Here is a 23,903-nt window from a genome sequence, read left to right on the forward strand (position 1 = left end):
TTTGGCGAGTCTTTGACCAGAACCTGCCACTTGCACACACGGCTGAGGCGCCGGGGAGTTCCCCCGTTGCAGCGGGCGGCCATCGTCGCCCGGAACCCTCCCTCAGGAACCCGCCAGGAGATCCGTGGTGGTGGCATCCCAGTCGATCCCGGCGAGTTCCCGGCCGGCGGGCACCAGCTCGTAGGTGTGCTCCAGCCACTCCTCAAGTGGCGGTACGGGCAGCTCGAAGAGAGCCGCCATGTCTCTGGACGCCAGTTGAAGCCACGCGGTGCCCCCCTCTTCGGAACGCGCCGGCCACATCTGGACGTCGCCGAGGCCGCCGGCCGAACGGAGCCCCTGCTGCAGGAGATCGCGGCCTATGCGCCACAGGACCCGGGGGCCGTCCTTGACGACGAGCTCCAGGGACACGGCCAGGGGAGCCGCCGGGTCGAACCGGAACTCCGCTCTGATCGTCTGCCGGGCGGCGACGTCCAGCACGCGCTCGATGTCCAGAACCAGCACGGGGCAGGCGTACGAAGCGGGTCGGGACTGTACTCCGGGTTGGTTGCTGCTCATTGCGGATGGATCCTTCCCCGTGGCGAAAGCTGGCCTGACCCACCCTGGTCGCTCCGGACGCGTCGTTCATAAGTCACTTGACCGTCCACTTCGACGAGGTGACGGCGCGCTGCGCTCAACGGACGCCCCGCCACGCGGAGCCGGGTCCGGACGGGGGCGCCTGGAACGGGGCCGCCTCAGCGGGAGTTCCAGGACCCCGAAGGCGGCGCGGGCCATGAACATTAAGTCATTCGACTGTCGCCCCCGACCTGCGCCTGAACGATCCTGAAACCGTCGCCGGCGCGCCGGAGCCGGATGATCGTCATGCTCGGAGGAGCCCGCTGTGAACCACACTCCCGTCGTCTTCATCCACGGCACCTGGCTGCACGCGCTGTCCTGGGAGTCATGGGCGGAGCGCTTCGCCAGCCGGGGGTTCCTCGCGTTCACGCCCGGCTGGCCGGGGGAGGCGGCCGCCGTCGGGGAGCTGCGCAAGTCGGCCGGGGCCATCGCGGGCATCGGCCTGGACGTGCTGACGGACCACTACGCCGGGATCGTTCGCTCCTTCGACACCGCTCCGGTGATCATCGGCCACTCGGTCGGCGGGCTCATCGCGCAGCATCTCATCGCCGCCGACATCGGCCGCGCGGCGGTGGCCATCGCACCGGCCCCCATCAACGACATCACCCTGCCCGATGCCCCGGCCCGGTTGTGGACCCCTGAGCAGAGCGATGCCGCGGAAGGGTTGGTGTCACTGTCCCCGAAGCAGTTCCGCGAGGTCTTCGCGAACACCGCCACGGAGGAGGACTCCGACCGGCTCTTCGAGCGCTATGTGGTGCCGGCGCCCAGCCGCCTGCTGGCCGACCTCGGACCCGCGAGCGCGGCACGCAGCGGGCGGGCCGTGGTGGACGTGGGCAATGCCGGCCGCGGCCCCCTCCTGCTGATCTCCGGCCAGGAGGACCTGATGGTGCCCGACTCCGTCACACGCGCGGCGTACAAGCAGTACGGCGACTCCACGGCCGTCACCGACCTCAAGCAGTTCGCGGACCGCGCCCACTCCCTGGTCATCGACAGCGGATGGCGCTTCGTCGCCGACTACGTGCTCGGCTGGCTGGACGAGCACGGCCTGCGTCCCGAGCACGGCTAGCGCGGGGTCACACCTTCTGGTCGCCGGGCATCTTGGCGAGTGCGTCGCGGAGGGCGGCGCGAGAGGTGATGCCGAGTTTCGGGAAGACGCGGTAGAGGTGTGAGCTGACGGTGCGGGGGGACAGGTGCATGCGTTCGCCGATCTCCTTGTTGGTGAGGCCGCCTGCGGCGAGGTCGGCGATGCGGCGTTCCTGCCAGGTGAGGGTGGTGAGATGGGTGGTTGTGGTGCCGGTGGGCAGGCCGGTGGCGCGCAGTTCGGCGCGGGCGCGCTCGGCCCAGGTGGCTGCGCCCAGGCGTTCGAAGGTCGCCAGGGCCCGGGTGAGGGGCTGGCGTGCCGCTTTGGGGCCGTGGGTGTGTCGTTGGCGGGTGCCGTGGGCGAGGCGGATGCGGGCGAGTTCGAAGGGGAAGGTGGTGGCGGCGGGGTGGTTCTCGGCGTGCTGGTAGTGGGAGTGGGCGTCGGTGGGGTCAGGGGTGGTGAGGGCGAGGGCCCCGTGGGTGATGAGGTGGAGGCGAGGGGAGAGCTCGGGTAGGCCGGCGGCGTGGGCGGCCCGGGCGTGCTGGTGCGCTTGTTCGGTGCGGCCGGTGTGGAGAGCTGCCTCGGTGAGGTCGAGGAGGGTGCGGGGGGCTTGGTGGGCGTAGGGGGTGAAGGTGCCGGGAGGTGTGATGCCGATGGCGTGCAGGTAGGCGGCTTCGTAGTCGCCTTCGGCGAGAGCGGCGGTGGTACCGATGGTGTCGGTGATCTGGGTGAGGAAGCCGATGCCTCGGGGGCGGGCCCAGGTGTCGACGGTGGCCTGGAGTTCGCGTGCCTGGTCGACCTGGCCGCGCAGGGCGGCCAGCAACCCCAGATAGGCCTGCGTGTGACGGACGAACAGGGTGTGCCGGTGTGTCGTCGTCAGGTGCAGGCAGCGCCGGCCGGTGTCTTCGGCATCGTCCCACTCACCCACCGCGATCTGGTCCAGCATGATCAGGTGCAGCATGGTCATGGCATCGGCCAGGGCACCCGTCTCCACCTCGCGGTCCACGGTGCGCTGGAGCTGTGGCCGGTACCGGCTGAGGGTGTCCACGTGATACGCGGCCACCGCGAGCCGGGTCACGTCCCACGGCTCCAGGTCGGCGGGAGTGGCGAAGGCGCGGTCCACCCGCTCCGCCACCCCGGCACCGCGCCGCACCACATCGCCCCACGCGTCCTGGTAGACGCGCGAGTGTGACGGGACCAGGTCCCCCAGCGAGTCCAGCAGCTCGTGAGACCGTTCCCACGCGTCCTCGTCACCCGCGTACTGGTTGATCGCCAGCAGCAGGTCGACCAGGCGTGTGAGCACCTCGTCCGACTCCTGCACCCCGCTGTCGCGCATGCTCTCGATCGCCGCGAAGACCTGCCGCTGTGAGGAGCGCACGTCCCCGTCCTCGAAGAACGCGACATAGCCCGACGCGACGACCGACGAGGGAGAGTCGTCGGTGCCGGACCCGGTGTCCGAGAGGACCAACTGCCGGGCGTGGTCCAGGCGTCCGGAGTGCCCGGCGACGTATGCCGCGCTGCCCAGTCGCCTGGACCGTTCCTCGCGGGTCTCGCTGAGCTCCGCCGCGCGGGTCAGCCAGGCGACGGCGGTCACCGCGCCGCCCCGCCGGGTCGCGGAGTCCGCGGCGGCCTCCAGTACAGCCGCCACCTGTTCGTCCGGGTCGACGGTCGAGGCGGCCAGGTGTGAGGCCCGTCGTTCGATGTCGTCCCGGTGCAGCTGGGCGAGGGCCGCGTGTGCCGCGCGGCGCTCGTTGGGTGTGGCGGTCTGGACGACCGTCGAGCGCACCAGGGGGTGCCGGAAGACGAAGTCGCCGCCGAGCGGGTCGATGTCCAGCAGCCCGCAGGCCACGGCCTCGTCGGCGTCGCGCATACGGTAGCGGGTGCCCCGGGTGTGATCGGCCGCCGTGCCCGATCCGACCCCGTCCAGGGCACCGCGCAGCAGCTCGGCACGCACCGGCTCACCGAGAGACTCGATACGCGCGCCGTACACCTGCTGCAGCCGCAGCGGCAGGGGGACGCCGGTGTAGCCGAACAGTTCCTCGGCGTTGCGTCCCGCCCGCCCGGCGCGCGCATGGGGCGGCAGTTCGAGCAGGGCCAGCGGGTTGCCCTGCGCCTCGTCCAGCACCAGCCGGCGGATCCGCGGATCGAGCCCGGGGTGACGCAGGTCGAGCAGCTGCTCGGCGGTCTTCTCCGACAGTGGGGTGACCGGCAGTTCCGGCAGCGCGGCCGTGTCGAAGCCGGAGGGGACACCCGAGCGCAGGCCGACGACGAGCTTGACCGAACTGCCCGTCAGCCGGCGCCCCACGAAACCGCAGACCTCGATGCTGGCGGCGTCCAGCCACTGGCCGTCGTCGAGCACCAGCAGAAGGGGCTGCTGAGAGGCCGCGAGGGAGAGCAGGTCGAGGACGGCGATCCCGAGCGTCATGACCGAGGGCGGAGTGTCCGCGGCCCTGCCGAAGACGACGTCGAAGACCCCCCGGTGTGCTTCGTCCAGCCGGTCGAGGTGGCTGAGCAGCGGATACAGGAACTGATGCAGCCCGGCGAACGGCAGCTCCGACTCGGCCTCCACACCGGCCGCCCTGATCACCCGGTGGCTTTCGGCCGCCGCGCGAGCGACGACGTGGTCCAGCAGAGCGCTCTTGCCCACCCCCGCGTCACCGCGCAGCACGAGCGCGCGCCCCCCGGCGGCTGCCACGAACGCCGACAGCGCCTCCCGTTCGCGTTCACGACCGACCATGGTTGTGACGATCGACTCCACGCCCCCCACTCCCTTCACCACCGCTGAACCGGTCCGGCCCGACGGTCTCGCGTCCGTGCGCGTGGATCACGCCAGGCGCACGGGCGAGGGTACGTCGTCGTCCCGGGCAGCCACATGCCGAGCGGCTGCCTGCACACAGCAGGTCCAGTCGCCGGCCGGTCACTCACACCTGTCGCAGAAGACTAGATGCCTCGATGGGTTCACGTCACCCGGTATGGCTGAAAGAAGCTCTTGTGTGCCCGTCTCACACGTATCTACTGACGTTCCGCAGATCGAGGGGCCCGTCGCCACCGGGCCCTCCTTGGCCGGGTGGCCGCCGTACGCCGTGGCCTTGCCCACCTCCGCGCGCTCGGCGACCTCGCGGACCATGCCGCGGATCCCGAACTCCTCCAACACTCTCGGCGCCGCCGACACATGTGATCGCCATAAGAGAAACATGTCCAGGGTGCGGGTGGCCGGCCGCTTCGTCGAGGGCTGCCCGCCCGGGTACTGCCCTCCCATGCGGCTCCCCGGCGTCCGTCGGTGTGTCAGGTCGTTCCGAGGCCGTTGAGGAGGGTGTTGACGACGACGTCCGCCGCCTGCCCCGCGCTCAGTTCCGGCAACTGCCGCGAGACCAAGTGCATGAGCTGGGGCAGCAGCGCGCCGGCCCAGCCGTGCGGAAGGTCCGGCCGCAGCAGGCCTTCGTCGGTGGCACGCCGGAGGAAGGCGTCGACCTCCTCGATGGCCGCGTCGCGCCGGGCGTGGACGCTGTCCTCGGTGAGCATGCGGGTGAGGTCGACGGGCCAGGTGCGGTTGACGTTGATGATGTTCTCGACGTAGCGGTGCAGGGCGACGGTGACGGGTGCTTCACGCAGGCGGGCGTCCTGGATGGCGTGTTCGATGGCGGTGAGGCGGGCTTCGTAGATGGCCGCGAGGAGGTCTTCGCGGGAGGCGAAGCGGCGGTAGACCGTGCGGCGGTCCACTCCTGCCTGGGCGGCGATGCTGGCGATGCTCGTGCCGGGGTCGGCGGCGAGCATGCGTGCGCCGGTGGTCAGGACGGCTTCGAGATTGCGCGCTGCGTCAGCTCTCACCGCACTGATTCTAGTGGCGGAATGTGATGCCTGAGACATCTAGCGCCTCTCGGGAGTAGAAGCCTAAGCAGTAAGTGCTACATTCTAGTGGCAGATAGATCTGGTAGTGCCATATTGTTGAGTCCTCTAGAAAGGCGCCTTCTGATGTCGAAGGCAGACAACTCCTCCTCACCCAAGGCGGGTGGTGTCGCCGCCGCGATGAGCGCGCTGGTCCTGGCGGTTCTCCTCGCCGCCCTGGACCAGACGATCGTCTCGACCGCGTTGCCCCGGATAGCCGAGGACCTGAACGGCTTCGACGACATCGCGTGGGTCAGCGCCGCCTACCTGCTCGCGTCGACCGCGGTCACACCTCTGTGGGGCAAGCTCGGCGACATGTTCGGCCGCAAGAGGCTGTACCTGGCGTCGACCTCGGTCTTCCTGATCGCCTCCGTGGCCTGCGGCCTGGCGCAGAACCTGCCCGAACTGATCGGCGCCCGTGTGCTGCAGGGTGTGGGCGGCGGCGGCATGATCGTGCTGACCTTCGCCCTCGTCGGCGACATCGTCGCCCCGAGCGAACGCGGCCGCTACCAGGGCATGTTCGGCTCGGTCTACGGCGTCGCCAGCATCGTCGGCCCCCTGCTGGGCGGAGTCTTCACCGACCAGCTCTCCTGGCGCTGGGCGTTCCTGGTCAACCTGCCGTTCGGCATCGTCGCCCTGACCGTCGCGGCGCGCGCCCTGCCCGCCGCCACCCGGGGCACCCGGGCCCGTATCGACTACCTCGGCGCCACCGTGCTGGCCGCCATCGCCACCGGTCTCGTCCTCGTCACGTCCTTCGGGGAACGCTGGGGCTGGGGCTCCCCGGCCATCGTCGTTCTGATCGCCGCCACCGTCGCGCTGGCCGTACTGCTGGTGCCGGTCGAGCGTCACGCCGCCGCCCCGGTCCTGCCACCGGCCATGTTCGCCTCCCGGACGGTGGTGTTCTCCTCGCTGATCGCCTTCTTCGCCAACGCCGCGATGTTCTCCGTGCTGGTCTACCTGCCGACCTACCTCCAGATCGTCCACGGAGTCTCGGCCACCCTCTCCGGCATCCACATGCTGCCGCTGGTCGCCGGGCTGGTCGTCAGCCAGTCCCTGGCCGGACGCTGGGCCGCACACGTCGAGCGGCTGCGGGCGATCCTGCTCGCGGGCCTGGTCGCCAACCTCGCGGGGCTGCTCCTGCTCGGCACGATCGGAGCGGCCACCGACACCCTCGTCCTGAGCGTCTACTTCCTGATCACCGGTGTCGGCGTCGGCATGGTGCCCATGGTCGTGCTCACCACCGTCCAGAACAGCGTGCCCGCCACCGACCTCGGTGCCGCCAGTGCCGTCGTCACCTTCGCCCGCTCGATCGGCGCGGCCTTCGGAGTCGCCGTCTTCGGCAGCCTCCTCAACTCCGGCTTCGCCGACCGTACGAGCGGTCTGCCGACCGGCGGCGGCTTCGACGCCACCCGCCCCGACACCATCGGCCGGCTCCCCGGTGCCCTGCGCGACACCGCACTGGACGCCTTCGCCCACGCCACGGCGGGCGGCTACCTCTGGATCGCGCCCGCCCTCGCCGTCGGGATCGTCCTCGCCCTGTTCCTGAAGCCGGCACGCGGGACCGGTGAGACCGCTGCCGCCGACCACTCCGACCTCGCGCCCGCCAAGGATTCCGTCCGGGCCGCCTGACCCCACGACGCCCTCGACCGGCCGACGCCCCACCGGGTGCCGGCCGGCGGCGTGCTCCGGCCGCGCGCTACGCGCCGCCGTCCCGCGGAGCCGCCTCGGAAAGCCGCTTCAGCTGGGTGACCCACAACGAGTTCAGACGCCGCGCCCACAGCGGGGACGACATCTTCAGGGACCTGGCGGAGGGGCCGCGGACCACGTTCTCGGTCACCACATGGGTGCCGTCCGCCACCGGAGTGAGCAACCACGCCTGGTAGAGCTGCACACCGGCGCCGACACCCGACCAGCCGAGCCGCGTGTACGGCACGTGCTCTCCCGTGTACATCTCGAACCGGTGGCCGTGGAACCGCACTTCGAAGCTCCGCGCGAGCGGCCCGGCCCGGACCTCGGTGAGGCCCGGCACCCACTCCGGCCACCGCGGCACATCGGTGAGCAGCGCGAACGCCAGAGCCGGCGGGGCGTGCACGACGGCCTGCGTCTGGCAGAAGCTGTGTGCCTGGTCGGGGGAGAAGCCCGAAGGCCAGTGGATGTCCGGATGGCGGTCCGAGGCACCGGACATTCCGGCTCCCCTCTCGTACGCGGTGCGAGGCGGCGTCAGAGGCGACCACCGTGGACAGGGCACCCCGGCAGGGGAGGTCCCCGGTCCACTCTGCGCGGGGGCCGCAAACCCGGCATAGGTCAAATGACTGAGGCCCCAGCGCGGTCCGTCGTACCGCGCCCGCAGAGGTCAGCCGCCGCTGTTCGTCTCCAGCCCCGAGAGCGCGTCCCGCAGCGCGGCCCGCGAAGTGATGCCCAGTTTGGGATAGATCTGGTACAGGTGCGTGCCGATGGTCCGATGGGACAGCAACAGCCGCTCGGCGATCTGCTTGTTGGTCAGCCCGGTCGCCGCGAGCCTCGCGATCTGCAGTTCCTGGGCGGTCAGTGCCCCCGGTCCGGGCCTGGCGGCCACCGACGCGGAGTGGCCCCCGGCCCGCAGTTCCGCAGCGGCGCGCGCCGCCCAGGGCTCGGCGCCCAGCCGCCGGAAGTCCTCCAGCGCCCGGGCGAGCTGCTCTCTGGCCTCCGGCGCGGCCCGCAGCCGCCGCAGCCGTTCGCCGTAGAAGAGGCGGACCCGGGCGACGTCGAAGGGCCGGTGTTCCGGATCGGGCAGGGACAACGCCTGCTCGAACAGCGCGAGCGACGCCTTTCCCGGCGTGGTCAGCGCCTCACAGGCCAGCACCAGCAGCTCCAGCCGGGGCGACAGCGCGGCCATCGAGGAGGCACGCATCGCCGCCGCGTGCGCCGCCGCCTCCTTCTCCCGGCCGGTCCGCACGGCGGCCTCCACCAGGTCCATCGCGCCCCACATCGCGATCGGTACGTAGGGGGCCACGGTCCCCGCCGGACTCAGGGCGCGGGCGTGCTGGTACGCGGTCTCGAAGTCGTTGCTCCCCAAGGCGGCCAGCGCTCGGGCGTGGCAGGCGAAGTACCGGGCGCCGTGGGTGCCGCGGGGAGTCGCCCAGCGCACGATCTCCTCGGTCAGCTCGGCACTGGTGGCGGCGTTGCCCTGTGCCGCGGCCACGGCCGCCTGGATGTACTGGAAGTACCAGGCGAAGAACCGGTAGTCGTGGTTCTCGCACAGGCCGAGCCCCTCGGCCGCCAGCTCGGCGGCGTCGTCCCACCGGCCCAGATGAAAGTAGTCCAGGCCCAGATGCATCAGCGCGCCCAGATGGCGGCGGACGGGCGCGGCACCGGCACGCCCCTGCTCCACCAGCCGGCGCGTGGCCCACCGGAAGTCCCCGAGCCGGTCCGCGAACACCGAAGCGGTACCGACGCGGATCACCCGGGTGGGGTCATCGCCCACGGTGCTGATCAGCGTCGACAGCCGGGGCAGCGCCGCGGCACCGGTGCGGGACGGGTCGCCGAAGGTCTGGATGATCACCCAGAGCAGTTCGGGCGGCTCGGGAGTCAGCCTTTCCACGTACGTCAGCAGCGGCTGCCACAGCTTCGGGTCACCGCCGTACCAGCACAGCAGCACCAGCACGTGCAGGGCTTCTACGAGGCCCTCGTCCGAGGCGTCGTAACCGTGCTCCCCGGACTCGATCGCCCCGACCAGGAGCTGGTACGCGGTGTCCATGTCGCCGTCCCGGTTGATCAGCAGGAACGCCGCCGCGGCAGCCGCGTGCAGGGACTGCTGTCCGGTGGGGTGGGCCTGGGCTCCGGCCAGCAGCCGCGAGGCATCGTCCAGGTCGCCGCTGGAGTCCACGCCGACGTACGCCGCCTCGGCGAGCCGGCGGCTCTCGTCGGACGCCGCGGGACTGAGGCCCGCGGAACGGGTCAGCGCCGCCACCGCGCCGAGCGCGTCCCCGCGCCGCAGCCGGCGTCGCCCGGCCTCCTCCAGCAGCGCGGCGACCACCTCGTCGGGCTCCACCGCTGCCTCGCCCAGATGCCAGGCGCGGCGCTCCAACTGCTCGCCGAGCACCTCGGCGAGCGCCCGGTGGGCTCGTCTGCGTTCCGCGGCGGTCGCCAGTTCCACCACCGCGGAGCCGATGAGCGGATGCCGGAAGGACAGCCGCCGGTTGCCGGTGGAGATCGTCACCAGCCGGTTCTGCTCCGCGGGGGCGAGGTCGTCGACACCGGCCCGGCCGGAGGCGGCAGCCACTACGGCGGCCAGGTCACCGGTCCCGTCGAGGGCCGCGAGCAGCAACAGCCGCCGGGTGCGATCGGGCAGCCCGGCCACGCGGGAGGCGAACATGGCCTGGAGGCGTTCACTCAGGGGCAGCACACCCGGCACCGCCGCCAGGGTCGTGCGCTGCTCGGCGGTCAGCGCCAACGGCAGCTCCACCAGCGCCAGCGGGTTGCCGCGTGCCTCGGCCGAGATACGGCGCCGCACGGCGGGGGACACATCGGGGTGCGCGAGGGCGAGCAGTTCGGCCGACGAGGCGGCGTCCAGCGGCTCCAGCCGGCGCTCGGTCAGGCCACCGGACTCGAAGAAGCTCTCGGAGTCCGTGCGGGAGGCGGCGAGAAACCCGATCCGGCTGCCGACGAGCCGGCGGGCCACGAAGCCGAGCACGGCGTTGGTCGCCCGGTCCAGCCACGGAAGGTCGTCCACGACGAGCAGGAGCGGTGTCCGGGCCGATATCAGCCGCAGCAGAAGCAGGACCGCGGTGGAGGTCAGGAGCCGGTCGGGCGCGGGCCCGCCGCCGATGCCGATCGCGACCCGCAGGGCGTCGCGGTGCACGGGGTCCAGGACGTCGAATTCGTCGAAGAGCGGCACCAGGAGCTGGTTGAGCCCGGCGTAGCCGATGTCCGCCTCGAACTGCACGCCGGCCGCGCGCAGCACCCGGACACCCCTGTTCACGGCACCGGCCGCCACCGCGTCGAGCACCGCGGTCTTCCCGACCCCCGCCTCGCCCGAGAGCAGCAGGGCGGCTCCGTGGACCTCGGGGTTGTTGAAGAAGGAGTGGATGAAGCCCAGGTCCCCGTCGCGTCCGACCAGCCGTGTCGAGGCCGGGCGGACGGGTGGGTCCAGGTCATTCATCGAGCTGCCTCCCACGGCTGACTTCCGGAGGCCTGGTGGGGTCCGCCGACCTGGCCGCGCCTGCACCCGGCGCCATGCGGCCCTTGCAGTCACCGGAGTGTAAAGGACGTCCATATCGTGCCATTCACCACTGACTCACCTCGCCGCACGGGCTACCCGGTAGACGTGGACGGTGACTTCGGCGCCGAGACCGCCAGTGCCGCACGCAGCGTCCAGTCCGACCATGGTCGACTCACGCCCGAGGGAGCGTCGTTGTCGGTGCGAGCGGTGCGTTCGACGTCCAGGAGGCGGTACGCCTCGCCGTTGCCTGGCGAGGTACGTCCGGGAGAACGACAGCGAGGCCTCGCGCGCGGTGGCCGCCACCGCCAGGTCGGGGTCGGCCGACCGCCGCGACCGTGTGCTCGACACAGGTTCCGACGCGTCGGATGTCGTACATGCGAAGGTCCACGGTCCGTGGGTGAGCCGGCCGGACGCTATCGGGTCGTGTGCCGTGCCGAGTCCGCCTGCTGCGCGGTCCAGGAGGTCAGGATGCGCAAGGCGTCGTGGGAGGGGCTGCCGGGTTCGGCGGTGAGGACCATCAGGCGTTGTCCTGAGCCGTCGTTGGCGGCCCAGGTGTCGCAGTCGAGTGTGAGGTCGCCGACCAGGGGATGGCGGTAGTGCTTGGTGCCGTACGTGGCGCTGTTGACGCGTTGTTGGGCCCACCAGGTGCGGAAGTCGGCGTCCTCGAGGGTCAGGTCCCCGACCAGGCGGGCGAGGTCCGGGTCGTCGGAATCGGCGCCCGCCTCCATCCGCAGGGCGGCCACCGCGTCCCGGGCGTCGTGGGCCCACTCCTTGTGCAGCCCCCGGATCGCGGGGTCGGTGAACATGAGGCGCAGGTAGTTGCGGTGATGGGCCGGAACGGCGGAGAAGTCGGTGTAGAGGGCGGTGGCGGTGGCGTTCCAGGCGAGGATGTCGAGGCGTTTGCCGAGGACGAGGGCGGGGGTGTGGGTGAGCTGGTGGAGGAGGCGGCGCATGGCGGGGCGTACGCGCTGGGGTTGTGCTCGGCGGTGACGGCGGGGTTGGTCGTCGGTGCGGCCGGCGAGTTGGTAGAGGTAGTGCTGTTGGTCGTGGTCGAGGCGGAGGGCGCGGGCGAGGGTGGCGAGGACGGGGGTGGAGGCGCGGACGCGGCCCTGTTCGAGGCGGGTGTAGTAGTCGACGCTGATGGCGGCGAGTGCGGCGACTTCCTCGCGGCGCAGTCCGGTGACCCGGCGTGGGGTGTCCGTTGGGGGCAGGCCGCATTCCTGGGGGTCCAGTTGTGCCCGGCGGGCCCGCAGAAAGGCACCGAGGGCATGCGGGTCGGGAGGTGAGCTCATGTCGTCGATTCTCCTGCGGATCACACGTATATGCGATGTGTGATGTGCGATGCGAGAGGCGCAGTGTGTGATGTGCCTGTGCGGTCGGGAACTGCCCGGGGGCGGCGGGACCTTTGATCGGTCCCGCCGCCCTCCGAGGTGTCAGCGGACGGTCGTGCGGGCCGCGCGCTCGATCACGTCGGCCACCAGGTGCGGGTGCGAGACGGCGACCGAGTGGGAGGCGGCGACCTCGGTGGTGTGCGCGTGGGCGCGTTCGGCCATGAAGCGCTGCACGGCCGGGGGGATGTTGAGGTCCTCGGTGGTGATGATGTCCCAGCTCGGCTTGGTCTTCCAGGCCGCGGTGGTGGCCTTCTCCTCCAGGGCGGCCTGGGCGATGGGACGCTGTTCGGCGGCCATGAGGGCGGCCTGCCGTACCGGTACGTCGGCGGCGAACTGGTGGTGGAACTTGTCCTGCCGGATGTACAGGTCGGTGGCGGTGGAGCCGTCGGCCTGCTGGTAGGTGACCGGGTCCAGGGCGCCGGGGAGGGTGGAGCCCGGGTACTTGTTCGTGAGCTCCAGGGCGCTCTCACCGGGGGCGGGCAGGAAAGCGGCCACGTAGACCAGGGCCTTGACCTCGGGATCGCCGGTGGTCGCCTCGCTGATGACGTTGCCGCCGTAGGAGTGGCCGACGACGATCTTCGGGCCCTTGACGTGGTCGAGGACGGTACGCAGGGCGGCGGCGTCGGAGGCCGGGCCGCGCAGCGGGTCGGCGGCGGCGACGACCGGGTAGCCGTCCGCCCGCAGGTCGGCGATGACGCCGTTCCAGCTCGAACCGTCGGCGAAGGCGCCGTGCTCCAGGATGACGGTGGGCTTGGCGTGCTTGGTGACGCCGGCTGCCTCGGCGGTCCCGGTCGCGCCGTTTGCGGTGCCGCTGAGGGCGAACGCGCCGAGCGCGAGCCCCGCCGTGGCCGTCGCGATCGCGCCCGTCATCAGCCGCTTGCGCCCACCCTTGATGCTCACCACGACAAAACCCCTCTCAGGAACTTCTTCTCGGTATCGGTGTTCACGGTGTTCACGGGGTTCCGGTCTGACCGGAACGCGTCACCGTTCAAGCTGGTGATGAAACTTTCACGTATGTCATCACCTGTCAAGACGGTGACGTATTGATGGCTCGGTGTTATGGGCAGCTGCCTCTTCGAGATGGCCGTCGCGGATCGGATCGGATCGGCCAGTACCGCCGCCCCGGCGTCGTCGGCGCCGGGGCGGACGCGGTCGATCCTGCGCGGCGGCGTGCGGCACTCAGAGGTGGTCGGCGTCCACCACGGCCTGCGCGAAGGCCGTGGGTGCTTCCTGCGGCAGGTCGTGACCGATGTCGGTGATCGTCCGGTGCAGGTAGGGGCCGGTGAAGTGGCTGCGGTACGCGCTGCCGTCGCCCGGTGTGGTGAACGGGTCCAGGGCGGCGTCGAGGGTGACGGTGGGGACGCCGATGGAGGGCTGGGCGGCCAGCTTGCGCTCGTAGTGGTCGTAGCGTCGGTCGCCCTCGATCAGGCTGATGCGCCAGCGGTAGTTGTAGAGGACGATCGCGGCGTAGTCGGGGTTCTTGAAGGCCTCGGCCGTGCGCGCGAAGGTGGCGTCGGAGAAGTTCCAGTTGGGGGAGACGAGGGTCCACACATAGCGGCACAGCGCGATGCGCTTGTCGACGTTCTCCATGGCCTGCACGCCCCGGTCGGTGGCGAAGTACCACTGGTACCACCAGTTGTGTTCCACGGCCGGGAGTGCGGGCTCCAACTGTGCCTTGCGGTCGGTGATGAGGTAACCGCTGGTCGACACCAGGGACTTGACGCGTTCGGGCCACAGGGCGGCGATGATGTCGGCGGTCCGTGATCCCCAGTCGAAGCCGGCGAGGACCGCCTTGTCGATCTTCAGGGCGTCCATGAACGCGATGATGTCCAGAGCGATCGCGGACTGCTCGGCGGTGCGGGGGGTGTGGCGCGACAGGAAACGCGTGCTGCCGTGGCCGCGCAGGTACGGGACGAGAACGCGGTAGCCCAGGTCGGCCAGGAGCGGGGCGGCGTCGACGAAGCTGTGGATGTCGTACGGCCACCCGTGCAGGAGGACGACGACCGGGCCGTGTGCGGGACCGGCCTCGGCGTAACCGATGTCCAGGACACCGGCCTTGACGTGCTTCAGCGTGCTGAACTCGGTGTGGGTGCCGGGCGCGATGGTCGGCACCGTGGGAACGGCGGCGCCGCTCGGCTGCTGCGAGGCGGTCGCGGCGGATGCCTGGGCCTGCAGGCCGGTCAGCGAGACCGCGGCCGCGCCGGTACCCAGACCGACAGCCTTGCTGAAGGTACGCCTGTTGATCATGTGAAGTCCTCCGTCGTGCGTTCGAGATGACCGGCTCGTGCGTGCCGAGCCCGCGGCGCGACGACCCTCGCACAGGGTGCATCACCTGTCAAACAGGTGACGAATGGGGTCGACGTGCCTACTCTCGCTCGTGCCGGAGCCGGACACATCAGTCATGTGACGGTCGGGTCCGAAGGGTCGGTCTGGGGTGTGCGAGGCACCGTCCGGTCAGTCATAAGACTGAGGAGAACGCGTCGCGGCCTCAGGAGGCGCGGAACCCGCCCCCATCCCCGACGGTTCCCGTGTGTGTAGAGAACGAAGACTCCTAGGTCCCATTTATGGGGAGCTAATGAACAGAAGTGCTACAGTGAAGTGGCAATTAGGAAGACGGTCCACGCACTGCACCGGAAGAGAGAACCCACATGATCACCTACGGCCGGCTGTTCATCGGAGGCACCTGGGTCGAGCCGAACAACCCGGAGCTGCTCGACATCTCCTCCCCGCACGACCGGTCGGTGACCGGCCGCGCCGCCCAGGCGCAGCCGGCGGACATCGACCGCGCCGTCGCCGCGGCACGGGCCTCCTTCGAGGCGGGCGAGTGGCGTCTCACCCCGCCCGCCGGGCGCATCGCCACCCTGCGGCGGTTCAACGCGCTGCGCGAGGAGAACGCCGAGAAGATCGCCCACCTGATCTCGCTGGAGAACGGCTCTGCGGGCTGGTTCACGCGTGCAGGCCAGCCGGGTCTGACCCGTCAGGCGAACGCCTACCTGAAGGCGGCGGAGGAGTTCCCCTGGGAGGAGACACTCGTGCCCTCCGACCCGGCGTCCCCGGTGCGCAGCGTGGTGCGTCGCGAGGCGGTCGGCGTGGTGGCCGCCGTCATCCCCTGGAACTCACCCTTCTCCTCGGCCACTTCGAAGATCATCCCTGCCTTGCTGGCCGGTAACTCCGTGATTCTGAAGGTGTCTCCGGAGAACTCCCTGAGCATGGGTTTCCTGGCCGAGCTGCTGGAACAGGTGGGTCTGCCCGACGGCGTGGTCAGCGTGCTGCCCGCGGACCGGGAGACCAGCGAATACCTGGTCTCGCACCCGGACGTCGACAAGATCGCCTTCACCGGTTCCACTCGGGCCGGCCGTCGCATCGCCGCGATCGCCGGAGAGCAGCTCAAGCGGGTCAGCCTGGAGCTGGGCGGCAAGTCCGCCGCGATCATCCTGCCCGACGCCGACATGGACAGGGCCGTCGCGGGCGTGAAGTTCGGCTCCCTGCTCAACAATGGCGAGTCGTGCATCGCCCAGACCCGCATCCTGGCCCCGCGCAGCAGGTACGAGGAGGTCGTGGCGGGACTGAAGGAACTGGTCGAGTCCCTGAAGGTCGGCGACCCGAACGACCCCGACACGTTCATCGGCCCGATGATCCGCCCCGACCAGCAGGAGCGGGTGCGCGACTACATCCAGATCGGCATCGACGAGGGTGCCCGCCTGGTGACCGGCGGCCCGCACGTCCCCGAAGGCCTGGAGAAGGGCAACTACGTCACCCCGACCGTCTTCGCCGACGTCGACAACTCCATGCGCATCGCGCAGGAGGAGATCTTCGGCCCGGTTCTGGTGGTCATCGCCTACGACGACGAGGACGAGGCCGTCCGCATCGCCAACGACTCCGAGTACGGCCTGTCCGGCGGCGTCTGGTCCGCCGACGAGGCCCACGCCCTGGAGGTGGCCCGTCGTGTCCGCACCGGCACCGTCACGGTCAACGGGGCGTCCATCGCCTTCGACGGCCCGTTCGGCGGCTTCAAGGCCAGCGGCATCGGCCGCGAGTACGGCGCGGTGGGCCTCGGCACCTACACCGAGTACAAGACCATCACCGTCTGACGCCGAACCGTAGGCACCGCCAGCGCGCGGCGACGCCGTCGCGACCGCTCAGAGCACTCCGTTGTCGGCGGCCCTGGGAAGTCCGCGCTGAGCGCCGGCTCTCGTAGATCGCCTCGGCGGATCGCTCCGGGCCGCACGGAACATCTCCGGCGCTGGGCCGTCTCGTTTGGATCACCACGAGCGAGTCAGTTCTGGAGGCAGGATCAACGCTGTAGTCGAGTCGCGGAAGGTTGCATAGATTCACCCGGTGACCTACGACATCATGCTCGTGCGGGTGCGGCCGGGCCTGACGCTTCAGGAGACGCTTGACCGCCTCAACGCCGACTTTGATCCCGATGTCGACCTGCCACCGCTCCGACTTACTCAGGCGCAACGGAACGAGTGGGACCGAATCCTGAGACGAGTCTCGCGGGACATTGGCCCCGTCGAGTCTGAGGAGTACCTGTACGGCCTCACCCTTGAGACCGTTGGTCCGACAGGACGCGTGCAACTCGACTACTGCGGCGACACAGCCCATATCGAGGTCGCTTACCGCCACTCGGGTCCGGCGGCAGTGGAAGTGATGGCGCTGGCTTATCGCATCGCTCGCGTCGTCGAGGACGAGAGCGGCTTGACCGGCCACGACTTCGAGGTAAACCAGCCGACCCGATCCGGTGACCCGGTCAAAGCCGCCGCCCGGCTGAGCGGCGTCTCCGAGTGGGCACAGCACCACTTGAGCTAGCGGATCACCCGGTGGACCGCGCCCACTGCGCATCAGTCAACGGCACACCCGCACCAACGACCGACTGATCCAAACGAAACCGCCTAGTCGTCACTGTCCTTGACAGGGATACCCGCATGGTTTCGCGTTACATGCCAGAGCGGTGACGGCGTAACTGATGTGCACAGGTCTCTCACTCCTCCGGATCGAGGCGAGGGCTCGGCGTGATCGGTGGGCGGAGGTTGACCCAGGCGTGCCTGTGGTGGATGCGCCCGGCGGCGCGTGCGTACGGGCCGCCGGTCGGCCGGAGCCCACGCGGCGCACCCGACGGCGTCACCGGCTTGACAGGTGACACAGGCGACGGCATGCTGAGATGCCTCCGGGGCGACGAGCAGGAAGCCGTCCACGATCGACGAAGTGGAGCACGGTCATGAACAAGGGGCTGAGTGCGGAAGCCGCCGAGGCGGCAGTACGGAACGCGCGATTCGGCAAGCTTCCCGAGCGCATACGTCTTGAGGACATGACCGAAGCGGTCGAGGCCGCTCCGGCCGGCGGGTCGAACGGATCGTACGATCCCGAAGGCTCGTGGAAGTTCTACTCCTGCCTCGCCCTCGACCTGGGGCTGTAGGCACCCGCCGATGTCGGCCTCGTTCTGCCGCGCCTGGCTCATCGTGGAGTTCCCGTCGTATGTCCAGCCCGAGTTGTCGGGCAGCGCGCTGCCCTTGAGCCCGTTCCGGTTCAGGCACTTCACGTAGGCGCGGTAGTCGCCGTAGTGCGGTTCGAGGTCCGCGGCGCGCAGCGGGCAGACCATGCGCGTGCCCGCGACGAACGTGACCGCCATGGTGGTCAGCAGTACCGCGACGGTCACTCCGGCGCCCCGCACACGGTTGCCGCCCGACAGGTCGAAGAACGTGGCGGTCTCCCGGTCGGGCGCGGTGGCGAAGAGCAGAGCGGGCGGTGCCGCATAGGGGTCGAGCTGCACACGGCGGCCGGTGGAACGACACGCGGTCACCGCGCGGAGGTCGGGGGCGCCGCGCACGCTGGAGGGAATCCAGCTCAGATCGTCGGCCGGCTCCACCGGCGGGGCATGGCGGCCGGCCAGGCAGTCGTTGACGAGTGCGCCCAGTCGGGCGATCGCGCGGATCTCGGTCCCGGTGCGCCGCAGCAGCGCGTCGGCCCCGCGGCGGTCTCCCGTGTCCAGGACACGGCCGTCGACCTCGACCTCCGGCCGCCCGTTCGGCGCCCGTGTCACCTCGACGTCCTGCGACGGACCGGGTCCCCGCATGCACCGCGCGACCCGGGACGCCGCCGCTTCCAGATCAGCCCTTTCCCTGCTGGTCAGCCGGAACGGTCCGACCGCGCGCGGGTCGATACGGTCGGAGAAGGTGTCGTCGGGGCGGCGGGTGACGGCGGCGTCGACCGCCAGCGCGTCGACCGTTGCCGACGCCGGCGGGCAACGACCTCCCCGAACTCCCGTCCCTGCTTGCGGAGTTCGCCAGCAGATGTCGGCCCTCGTCGGTCAGTGTGATCTGTCGGCCCGTCTGCCGTCCCAGGGCCCGCACCGTCGGCGCGACCCCGTTCCAGTCCGGATGCGTGGCCGCGAACCCGACCCGCGAGTCGTAGAGCCGTGCGTCGTCCGAGAGGACCTGGCCCCGTTCCCGTCCGATGGCCACGGCGGTGAGACTGACGACCAGCCAGACCGTCGCGACGATCGCGCACAACGACACCAGCGCGGACATCCCGAGCAGCCGAGACCGCAGACTCCCGCGCAGCGACAGGTCACCGCGCACGCGAAACACCTCCGCCGCCGCACACTTCATCCGCGGAGCGGACCTCGGCCACCTTGTAGCCGACCCCGTAGACCGTGAGCAGGAGCCCCGGGCGGGTGGGATCGCGCTCGATCTTGCGGCGCAGGTTCATGACGTGTCCGTCGACCGTGCTGGTCGTCACGTACCGGTTGATGCCGTGCAGTCGCTCCAGAATCTGCTTTCTGGTGAACACCCGCCCCGGAGCCGACGCCAGTATCTCGGGCACCCGGAACTCGCCGGGAGTGCACTCGGTCAGCCGCCCGTCCACCCGGACCTCGAACCGGCCCGGATCGACCACGAGCGAACCCACGGCGAACACGGGCTCGTCGCGTGCCCCTGCCCCTGCCCCCGCCCCGCTCCGGCACCGGTGTTCTGGCCGGTGCGCCTCAGCAACGTGCGGATACAGGCGACCAGTTCGCGGGACCGAACGGCTTGGTCATGTAGTCGTCGGCGCAGAGGTCGAGGGCGAGCAGCAGATCGTCCTCCTCCGCACGCGCGGTGAGCATCAGGATCGGTACCACCGACTCCCGCCGCAGCACCCGGCACACATCCAGTCCGTCCGTGCGCGGCATCATCCAGTCCAGCACCAGGAGGCCGGGCATCCGCCGCCGGACCTCCTCCAGAGCGGCCCGCCCGTCGTGGACGACACCGGTCGCATGGCCTTCGCGCTCCAGACAGCGCCGGATGAGATCGGCCTGCTTCGGATCGTCGTCCCGGCCAGGGGGCATCGGACGACGACAGAAACCCAACAAGTTTCTGACATTCGGCGTGTGCCGGCCCGTGTAGGGAAACGTCCGGGCCGGTCGAAGTCGTCGGTCCGCAACCGCTCCGTCAGAGTCGCCCCCTGCTCACCCGTCACCGCCTTGACGGGTGACGCATGGACTGCCATCATTGCGTCACCGCCTCAACCAGTGACACGGAACGTGTGCAGGTCAGTGGGCATCCAAGGAGCTTTCGACCCAGATGGGGAGCATCAGCCATGGCAGTCAGCTACACCGCCGTCGTCGACGTCGACGGAGAAGGCCGGAACGGCGGTCACGTCCGCTCCTCCGACGGTCTGCTGGAGACCGGCCTCGCTCTCCCGAAAGAACTCGGCGGCGCCGGCACCGCCACCAATCCCGAACAGCTCCTGGCCGCCGGCTGGGCCGCATGCTTCCTCGGCGCCCTCCGCCGTGCGGCCACCACCCGCAAGATCCGACTCACCAGCACGACCATCACCGCCGAGATCACGCTCACCCACGGCGACGACGGTGAGTTCTCCCTCTCCGCGGTCCTCAGCCCCGTCCTCGGCGGCGTAGACCAGGCCACCGCCCGGGAACTCGCCGAGGCCGCCCACCGGATCTGCCCGTACTCCAAGGCCACGCGCGACAACATCCCGGTCACCATCAACGCCGGCGTCGCTGCCTGACCCCCCCGACCGCGGGTCCCGTGTCCCCTGCACGGGACCCGCAACCCCCACACCGCGAGCGAAAAGCGAGGCACGACATGGCCGCGACGACGCACACCCACGTACGGATCGCCGCACGACCCCGCTCGGATCGCGACGGCGTCACCGGTGAGCGGTCGCCCCGAGACACGGTGAGGCCCGGGGAGCGGGACCGGCCGACCGACCCGCGGGTGTGGAACTGGGCGGAGAGCGTGACCCTCTCGGGGTACGGCCCGTCCGCCTTCAGCTTCCTGTGACCGGCGCGGCGCCCGGCTCCACACGTACTCGTGAGCCGTCAGGTGTGCTTCGGCACGGGCGGTGAAATGACTCAGGGACCCGCGACACGGGTCCGGACAAACACACCGTCAGGTGACTGAGGCCGCACATGTCGCTCGCGGCCGACACTGAGCGCACGGCACCCACCGGCGTGCGGGACACCCACCATCGAAAGCGAGAGCACAGTCATGGACATGAAGCTCGAAGTCGTCATCCTGCCCGTCTCCGACGTGGACCGGGCCAAGGGCTTCTACGTGGAGCAGCTCGGCTGGCGCCTCGACGCCGACTTCCCGATCGACGACGGGTACCGGATCGTGCAGGTGACCCCGCCCGGCTCCGAGTGCTCCGTCATCTTCGGCGAGGGCCTCACCCGGCAGCAGGCGGGCACGCTCCACGGTCTCCAGCTGACCGTCACCGACATCCTCAAGGCCCAGGAGGAGCTGGCCTCCTGCGGAGTGGAGGTGACCGGCCCCTTCCGCGACGAGACCGGCGCCTTCCACCACGCCGGTGACACCCACCGGGTGCCCGGCGTGCACCCCGAGCGGGCCAGCTACGGCACCTTCGCCGCCTTCAAGGACCCCGACGGCAACGAGTGGTTCCTGCAGGAGGTCACCGAGCGCGCCCCCGGCCGCTGAACCCCGTCCGATCCCCACCCAGCGGCAACCGACCACCGGAGGACACGTGCCGACCGAGAACACCCACACGTACGACGTCATAGTGATCGGCGCGGGCCCGGTCGGCGAGAACGTCGCGGACCGCACCACCGCCGCGGGACTGAGCACCGTCCTCGTAGAGAGCGAACTGGCCGGCGGTGAGTGCTCCTACTGGGCCTGCGAACCCAGCAAGGCCCTCCTTCGCCCCGTCCTGCTGCGCGCCGACGCCGCGCACGTCCCTGGTCTGGAGGCCGCCGTCGGGCAACCTCTGGACGTCGAGGCCGTGTTGGCGCACCGCAACCGCATGTCCGCGGACTGGAACGACGACGGCCAGGTCGAGTGGATCAAGTCGGCAGGCATCGACCTGGTACGCGGTCACGGCCGACTGGCCGGGGAGCGGGAGGTGTCCGTGTCGACCCCCGAGGGCGAGACCGTGCGACTGCGGGCCCGGCACGCGGTCGCTGTGTGCACCGGCAGCGGCGCGGCCCTGCCCCCGCTCCCCGGGATGACGGAACTGCGGCCCTGGACAAGCCGGGAGGCCACCAGCGCGAAGCGGCCACCCCAACGCCTGATCATCGTGGGCGCCGGGGTGGTCGGCGTCGAGATGGCCACCGCCTGGCAGGCCCTGGGCAGCCGGGTGACCCTGCTCGCCCGGGAGCACGGACTGCTGCCGCGGCACGAGCCCTTCGCCGGCGAACTGGTCACCGAACGGCTCCGGGAGGCCGGTACGGACGTACGGTTCGACGTCTCGGTCGTCACCGCGCAACGGACGGGCGACGGCGGGGACGAGGTCCGGGTGACCCTGTCGGACGGTGAGGTGGTCACCGCGGACGAGATCCTCTTCGCCACCGGCCGCTTCCCCCGCTCGCAGGACATCGGACTCGACACCGTCGGACTGCAGCCGGGGGACTGGCTCGCCACCGACGACAGCCTCACCGTCACCGCCGTCCCCGGGACCTGGCTGTACGCCGTGGGCGATGTCAACCGGCGGGCCCTGTTCACCCATCAGGGCAAGTACCAGGCCCGTGTCGCCGGATCCGTGATCGCCGCAAGGGCGCGGGGCGAGCGGCTGGACACCGGCCGCTGGTCACCCCACAGCAGCACGGCCGATGTCGAGGCCGTCCCCGGCGTCGTCTTCACCGACCCCGAGATCGCCTCCGTGGGGCTCACCGTCCGCGAGGCCGAGCGCGCCGGGCGGGACGTCGAGGTCGTCGACTACGACATCGGCCACCTCGCGGGTGCCGTCCAGTACCGCCCCGACTACCGGGGCCGGGCGCGCGTACTCGTCGACCGGGAGCGCCAGGTCGTCGTCGGCGCCACCTTCGCCGGGCCGGGCGTCGCCGAGCTGCTGTACTCGGCCACCGTCGCCATCACCGGGGAGGTGCCGGTCGAGCGTCTGTGGCACGCCGTACCCGCCTTTCCCACCATCAGCGAGGTGTGGCTGCGCCTGCTGGAGACGAGGAGGGACTCATGACCACCGCACGCGACCTCACCCTGGTCGTGCTCGGTCTGCCCGCAGAGCGGCCCGTGGCCCAGGGCGACCTGTCCCTCGCGCTCGCCGGTGCCGAGGCGATCGACCTCCTGGAGAGCGGGGCGCTGACCCTGGACGGCGACCGCATGGTGCCGGGCCCCGCGGCGGTGAGCGGCGACCGTCTGCTGGACGAGGCGGCCGTCTCGCTCACCCGGCGTGAGCCGTACGACACGGTCGCCGAGTGGCTGTGGCGGCGCGGCGGCGAACTCGCCGCGGCCTATGCCCGTGAGCTGCAACGGGACGGGCTCGTCAGCCACCCACGGGGCCACTTCGGGTTCCGGTCCGCCCGCACCGTCCTGGTCGACTCACCCGCCCGCCGCGATGCGGAGGAACGCAAGGCGGCAGGTGAGCCGGTCCACACCGCACTGCTGGCGGCCGCGGGCATCGAAGGGCAGCCGGACGAGGCCGCGGAGAGCCTCACCGGGGACGCGGTCACCACCGTGCTGGCCGCGGTCGCTGACTCGGTGACGCAGCTCGAGGCCGTACGGCTGCGGCGGGACGTGGAGCACGCCGCGTTCGACAACGTCTGGCGCGCGTAGAAGCCCTTCAGGGGCGCGCGGCCGTCGCTGGTGCCTGTCGAAGTCCCTGTCAGTCGGAGTCCCGCTCGACCAGGGTGTACATGACGGACCGCTGCTCCTTGTGACGCCGGATACGGCCCTTGGCGACCAGGGACTCAAGGGTGTTGCGCACCACTTGCGGGGTGGGGTTGCGGTCCGGGTGCTTCTTCAGGAGCTCGTCCCGCAACTCCTTTGCCGGACGCGACTCCTCGTACTGGCCGAGCAACTCCGCCAACAGGTCACCGAGCAGAGGCTGGTGCGACTTCCCCTTCGCACCGGCCTTCGGCGCAGTGGTGGTCGTGGCGGACTTGGCCGGCGCGGAACGTCGCGCGGCGGCCCGGGTCGGCGCCTTCGCCTTTGCGACGGCCGGCTCGTCCTGCACCTGCTCGGGCAGACGGGACGCGTCCGCGAAACCCTCGTACCGCTCGGCCAGGGTGAGGATGTCCGCGAGGAGGGCCTCCTCCTGCCTCAACACGGAGAGCCTCTCCTCCAGCTCCTTCTGTCGCCGGCGGTTCTCCTCCAGGTCCGATGCGGCTTGTGCTACGTACCGCGATCGGAGCGTGGCGGCTGACTGGCTGGTCACAACCGTTCACTCCCTCGATATGAATGACGTTGCGCATGCTACCCACGCTCCGGGGGCCCGCGCGGACAGGTGTCGCAAGGTGGGCCCCTGGGGGAAGTGTGTCGTAGAA

The 23,903-nt window shown here is 70.7% G+C and carries 19 protein-coding genes and 1 pseudogene; 10 read left to right on the forward strand and 10 right to left on the reverse strand.

What is annotated here, in order from left to right; translation table 11 throughout:
• Positions 1-102: 102 nt before the first annotated feature.
• Positions 103-555: an SsgA family sporulation/cell division regulator gene (locus tag AQI94_RS29090; protein WP_031058373.1), complete on the reverse strand. Its 453-nt coding sequence runs from the start codon at positions 553-555 to the stop codon at positions 103-105.
• 322 nt (positions 556-877) lie between these two features.
• On the opposite strand from AQI94_RS29090, the gene AQI94_RS29095 reads away from it, so the two are divergent.
• Positions 878-1,678 (forward strand): alpha/beta hydrolase, encoded by an 801-nt coding sequence (locus AQI94_RS29095; RefSeq protein ID WP_031058374.1) that lies wholly within the window; start codon positions 878-880, stop codon positions 1,676-1,678.
• A gap of 7 nt (positions 1,679-1,685) precedes the next feature.
• Here the strand turns inward: AQI94_RS29095 and AQI94_RS29100 are convergent, their stop codons facing one another.
• Together AQI94_RS29100 and AQI94_RS29110 are read right to left on the reverse strand one after the other, a co-directional pair.
• A complete protein-coding gene (locus AQI94_RS29100; protein WP_031058375.1) occupies positions 1,686-4,430 on the reverse strand; it encodes a helix-turn-helix transcriptional regulator in 2,745 nt (914 codons plus the stop codon).
• Positions 4,431-4,978: 548 nt separating this feature from the next.
• Positions 4,979-5,467: a TetR/AcrR family transcriptional regulator gene (locus AQI94_RS29110; protein WP_031058377.1), complete on the reverse strand. Its 489-nt coding sequence runs from the start codon at positions 5,465-5,467 to the stop codon at positions 4,979-4,981.
• 198 nt (positions 5,468-5,665) lie between these two features.
• On the opposite strand from AQI94_RS29110, the gene AQI94_RS29115 reads away from it, so the two are divergent.
• Positions 5,666-7,207, forward strand: a complete 1,542-nt coding sequence (locus tag AQI94_RS29115; RefSeq protein ID WP_051832886.1) for an MDR family MFS transporter — start codon at positions 5,666-5,668, stop codon at positions 7,205-7,207.
• Positions 7,208-7,274: 67 nt separating this feature from the next.
• Here the strand turns inward: AQI94_RS29115 and AQI94_RS29120 are convergent, their stop codons facing one another.
• The 5 genes from AQI94_RS29120 to AQI94_RS29140 all read right to left on the reverse strand — a co-directional run bounded on the left by AQI94_RS29120 (position 7,275) and on the right by AQI94_RS29140 (position 14,416).
• Positions 7,275-7,763: an SRPBCC family protein gene (locus AQI94_RS29120; protein WP_031058383.1), complete on the reverse strand. Its 489-nt coding sequence runs from the start codon at positions 7,761-7,763 to the stop codon at positions 7,275-7,277.
• Between the two features lie 168 nt (positions 7,764-7,931).
• Positions 7,932-10,718 (reverse strand): ATP-binding protein, encoded by a 2,787-nt coding sequence (locus tag AQI94_RS29125; protein WP_062230021.1) that lies wholly within the window; start codon positions 10,716-10,718, stop codon positions 7,932-7,934.
• Positions 10,719-11,191: 473 nt separating this feature from the next.
• On the reverse strand, positions 11,192-12,070 hold the full coding sequence (locus tag AQI94_RS29130) for a helix-turn-helix domain-containing protein (protein ID WP_031052460.1): 879 nt from the start codon (positions 12,068-12,070) through the stop codon (positions 11,192-11,194).
• A gap of 141 nt (positions 12,071-12,211) precedes the next feature.
• Entirely contained in the window at positions 12,212-13,072 is an 861-nt protein-coding gene (locus AQI94_RS29135) for an alpha/beta fold hydrolase (protein WP_208611867.1), read from the reverse strand.
• 276 nt (positions 13,073-13,348) lie between these two features.
• A complete protein-coding gene (locus AQI94_RS29140) occupies positions 13,349-14,416 on the reverse strand; it encodes an alpha/beta fold hydrolase (RefSeq protein ID WP_031047386.1) in 1,068 nt (355 codons plus the stop codon).
• A gap of 401 nt (positions 14,417-14,817) precedes the next feature.
• On the opposite strand from AQI94_RS29140, the gene AQI94_RS29145 reads away from it, so the two are divergent.
• The 3 genes from AQI94_RS29145 to AQI94_RS45800 all read left to right on the forward strand — a co-directional run bounded on the left by AQI94_RS29145 (position 14,818) and on the right by AQI94_RS45800 (position 17,588).
• Complete coding sequence (locus AQI94_RS29145) at positions 14,818-16,260, forward strand: aldehyde dehydrogenase (RefSeq protein WP_031047390.1); 1,443 nt, start codon at positions 14,818-14,820, stop codon at positions 16,258-16,260.
• A 247-nt stretch (positions 16,261-16,507) separates the two neighbouring features.
• Positions 16,508-16,981, forward strand: coding sequence for a hypothetical protein (locus AQI94_RS29150; RefSeq protein ID WP_031047392.1), 474 nt, complete (start codon positions 16,508-16,510; stop codon positions 16,979-16,981).
• Between the two features lie 409 nt (positions 16,982-17,390).
• Positions 17,391-17,588, forward strand: coding sequence for a hypothetical protein (locus AQI94_RS45800; RefSeq protein ID WP_078902776.1), 198 nt, complete (start codon positions 17,391-17,393; stop codon positions 17,586-17,588).
• Positions 17,589-18,739: 1,151 nt separating this feature from the next.
• On the opposite strand, the pseudogene AQI94_RS29165 reads toward AQI94_RS45800, so the two are convergent.
• Positions 18,740-19,496: pseudogene (locus AQI94_RS29165) on the reverse strand (response regulator transcription factor).
• Positions 19,497-19,747: 251 nt separating this feature from the next.
• Here AQI94_RS29165 and AQI94_RS29170 point away from each other — a divergent pair.
• The 5 genes from AQI94_RS29170 (at position 19,748) to AQI94_RS29190 (ending at position 23,193) form a co-directional block, all read left to right on the forward strand.
• On the forward strand, positions 19,748-20,176 hold the full coding sequence (locus AQI94_RS29170) for an organic hydroperoxide resistance protein (protein ID WP_031047395.1): 429 nt from the start codon (positions 19,748-19,750) through the stop codon (positions 20,174-20,176).
• A gap of 77 nt (positions 20,177-20,253) precedes the next feature.
• Entirely contained in the window at positions 20,254-20,451 is a 198-nt protein-coding gene (locus AQI94_RS29175) for a hypothetical protein (protein ID WP_031047397.1), read from the forward strand.
• 207 nt (positions 20,452-20,658) lie between these two features.
• Positions 20,659-21,105: a VOC family protein gene (locus tag AQI94_RS29180; protein WP_031047399.1), complete on the forward strand. Its 447-nt coding sequence runs from the start codon at positions 20,659-20,661 to the stop codon at positions 21,103-21,105.
• 46 nt (positions 21,106-21,151) lie between these two features.
• Positions 21,152-22,597: a dihydrolipoyl dehydrogenase family protein gene (locus AQI94_RS29185; RefSeq protein ID WP_031047401.1), complete on the forward strand. Its 1,446-nt coding sequence runs from the start codon at positions 21,152-21,154 to the stop codon at positions 22,595-22,597.
• Positions 22,594-23,193: a GPP34 family phosphoprotein gene (locus AQI94_RS29190; protein ID WP_031047403.1), complete on the forward strand. Its 600-nt coding sequence runs from the start codon at positions 22,594-22,596 to the stop codon at positions 23,191-23,193. The genes AQI94_RS29185 and AQI94_RS29190 overlap by 4 nt, the downstream gene beginning before the upstream one ends.
• A gap of 49 nt (positions 23,194-23,242) precedes the next feature.
• Here AQI94_RS29190 and AQI94_RS29195 read toward each other — a convergent pair whose 3' ends face one another.
• Positions 23,243-23,794: a hypothetical protein gene (locus AQI94_RS29195; protein ID WP_031047405.1), complete on the reverse strand. Its 552-nt coding sequence runs from the start codon at positions 23,792-23,794 to the stop codon at positions 23,243-23,245.
• Positions 23,795-23,903: the final 109 nt, after the last annotated feature.

This window comes from Streptomyces pseudovenezuelae, assembly GCF_001513955.1.
GTDB classification, from domain to species: Bacteria; Actinomycetota; Actinomycetes; order Streptomycetales; family Streptomycetaceae; genus Streptomyces; species Streptomyces pseudovenezuelae.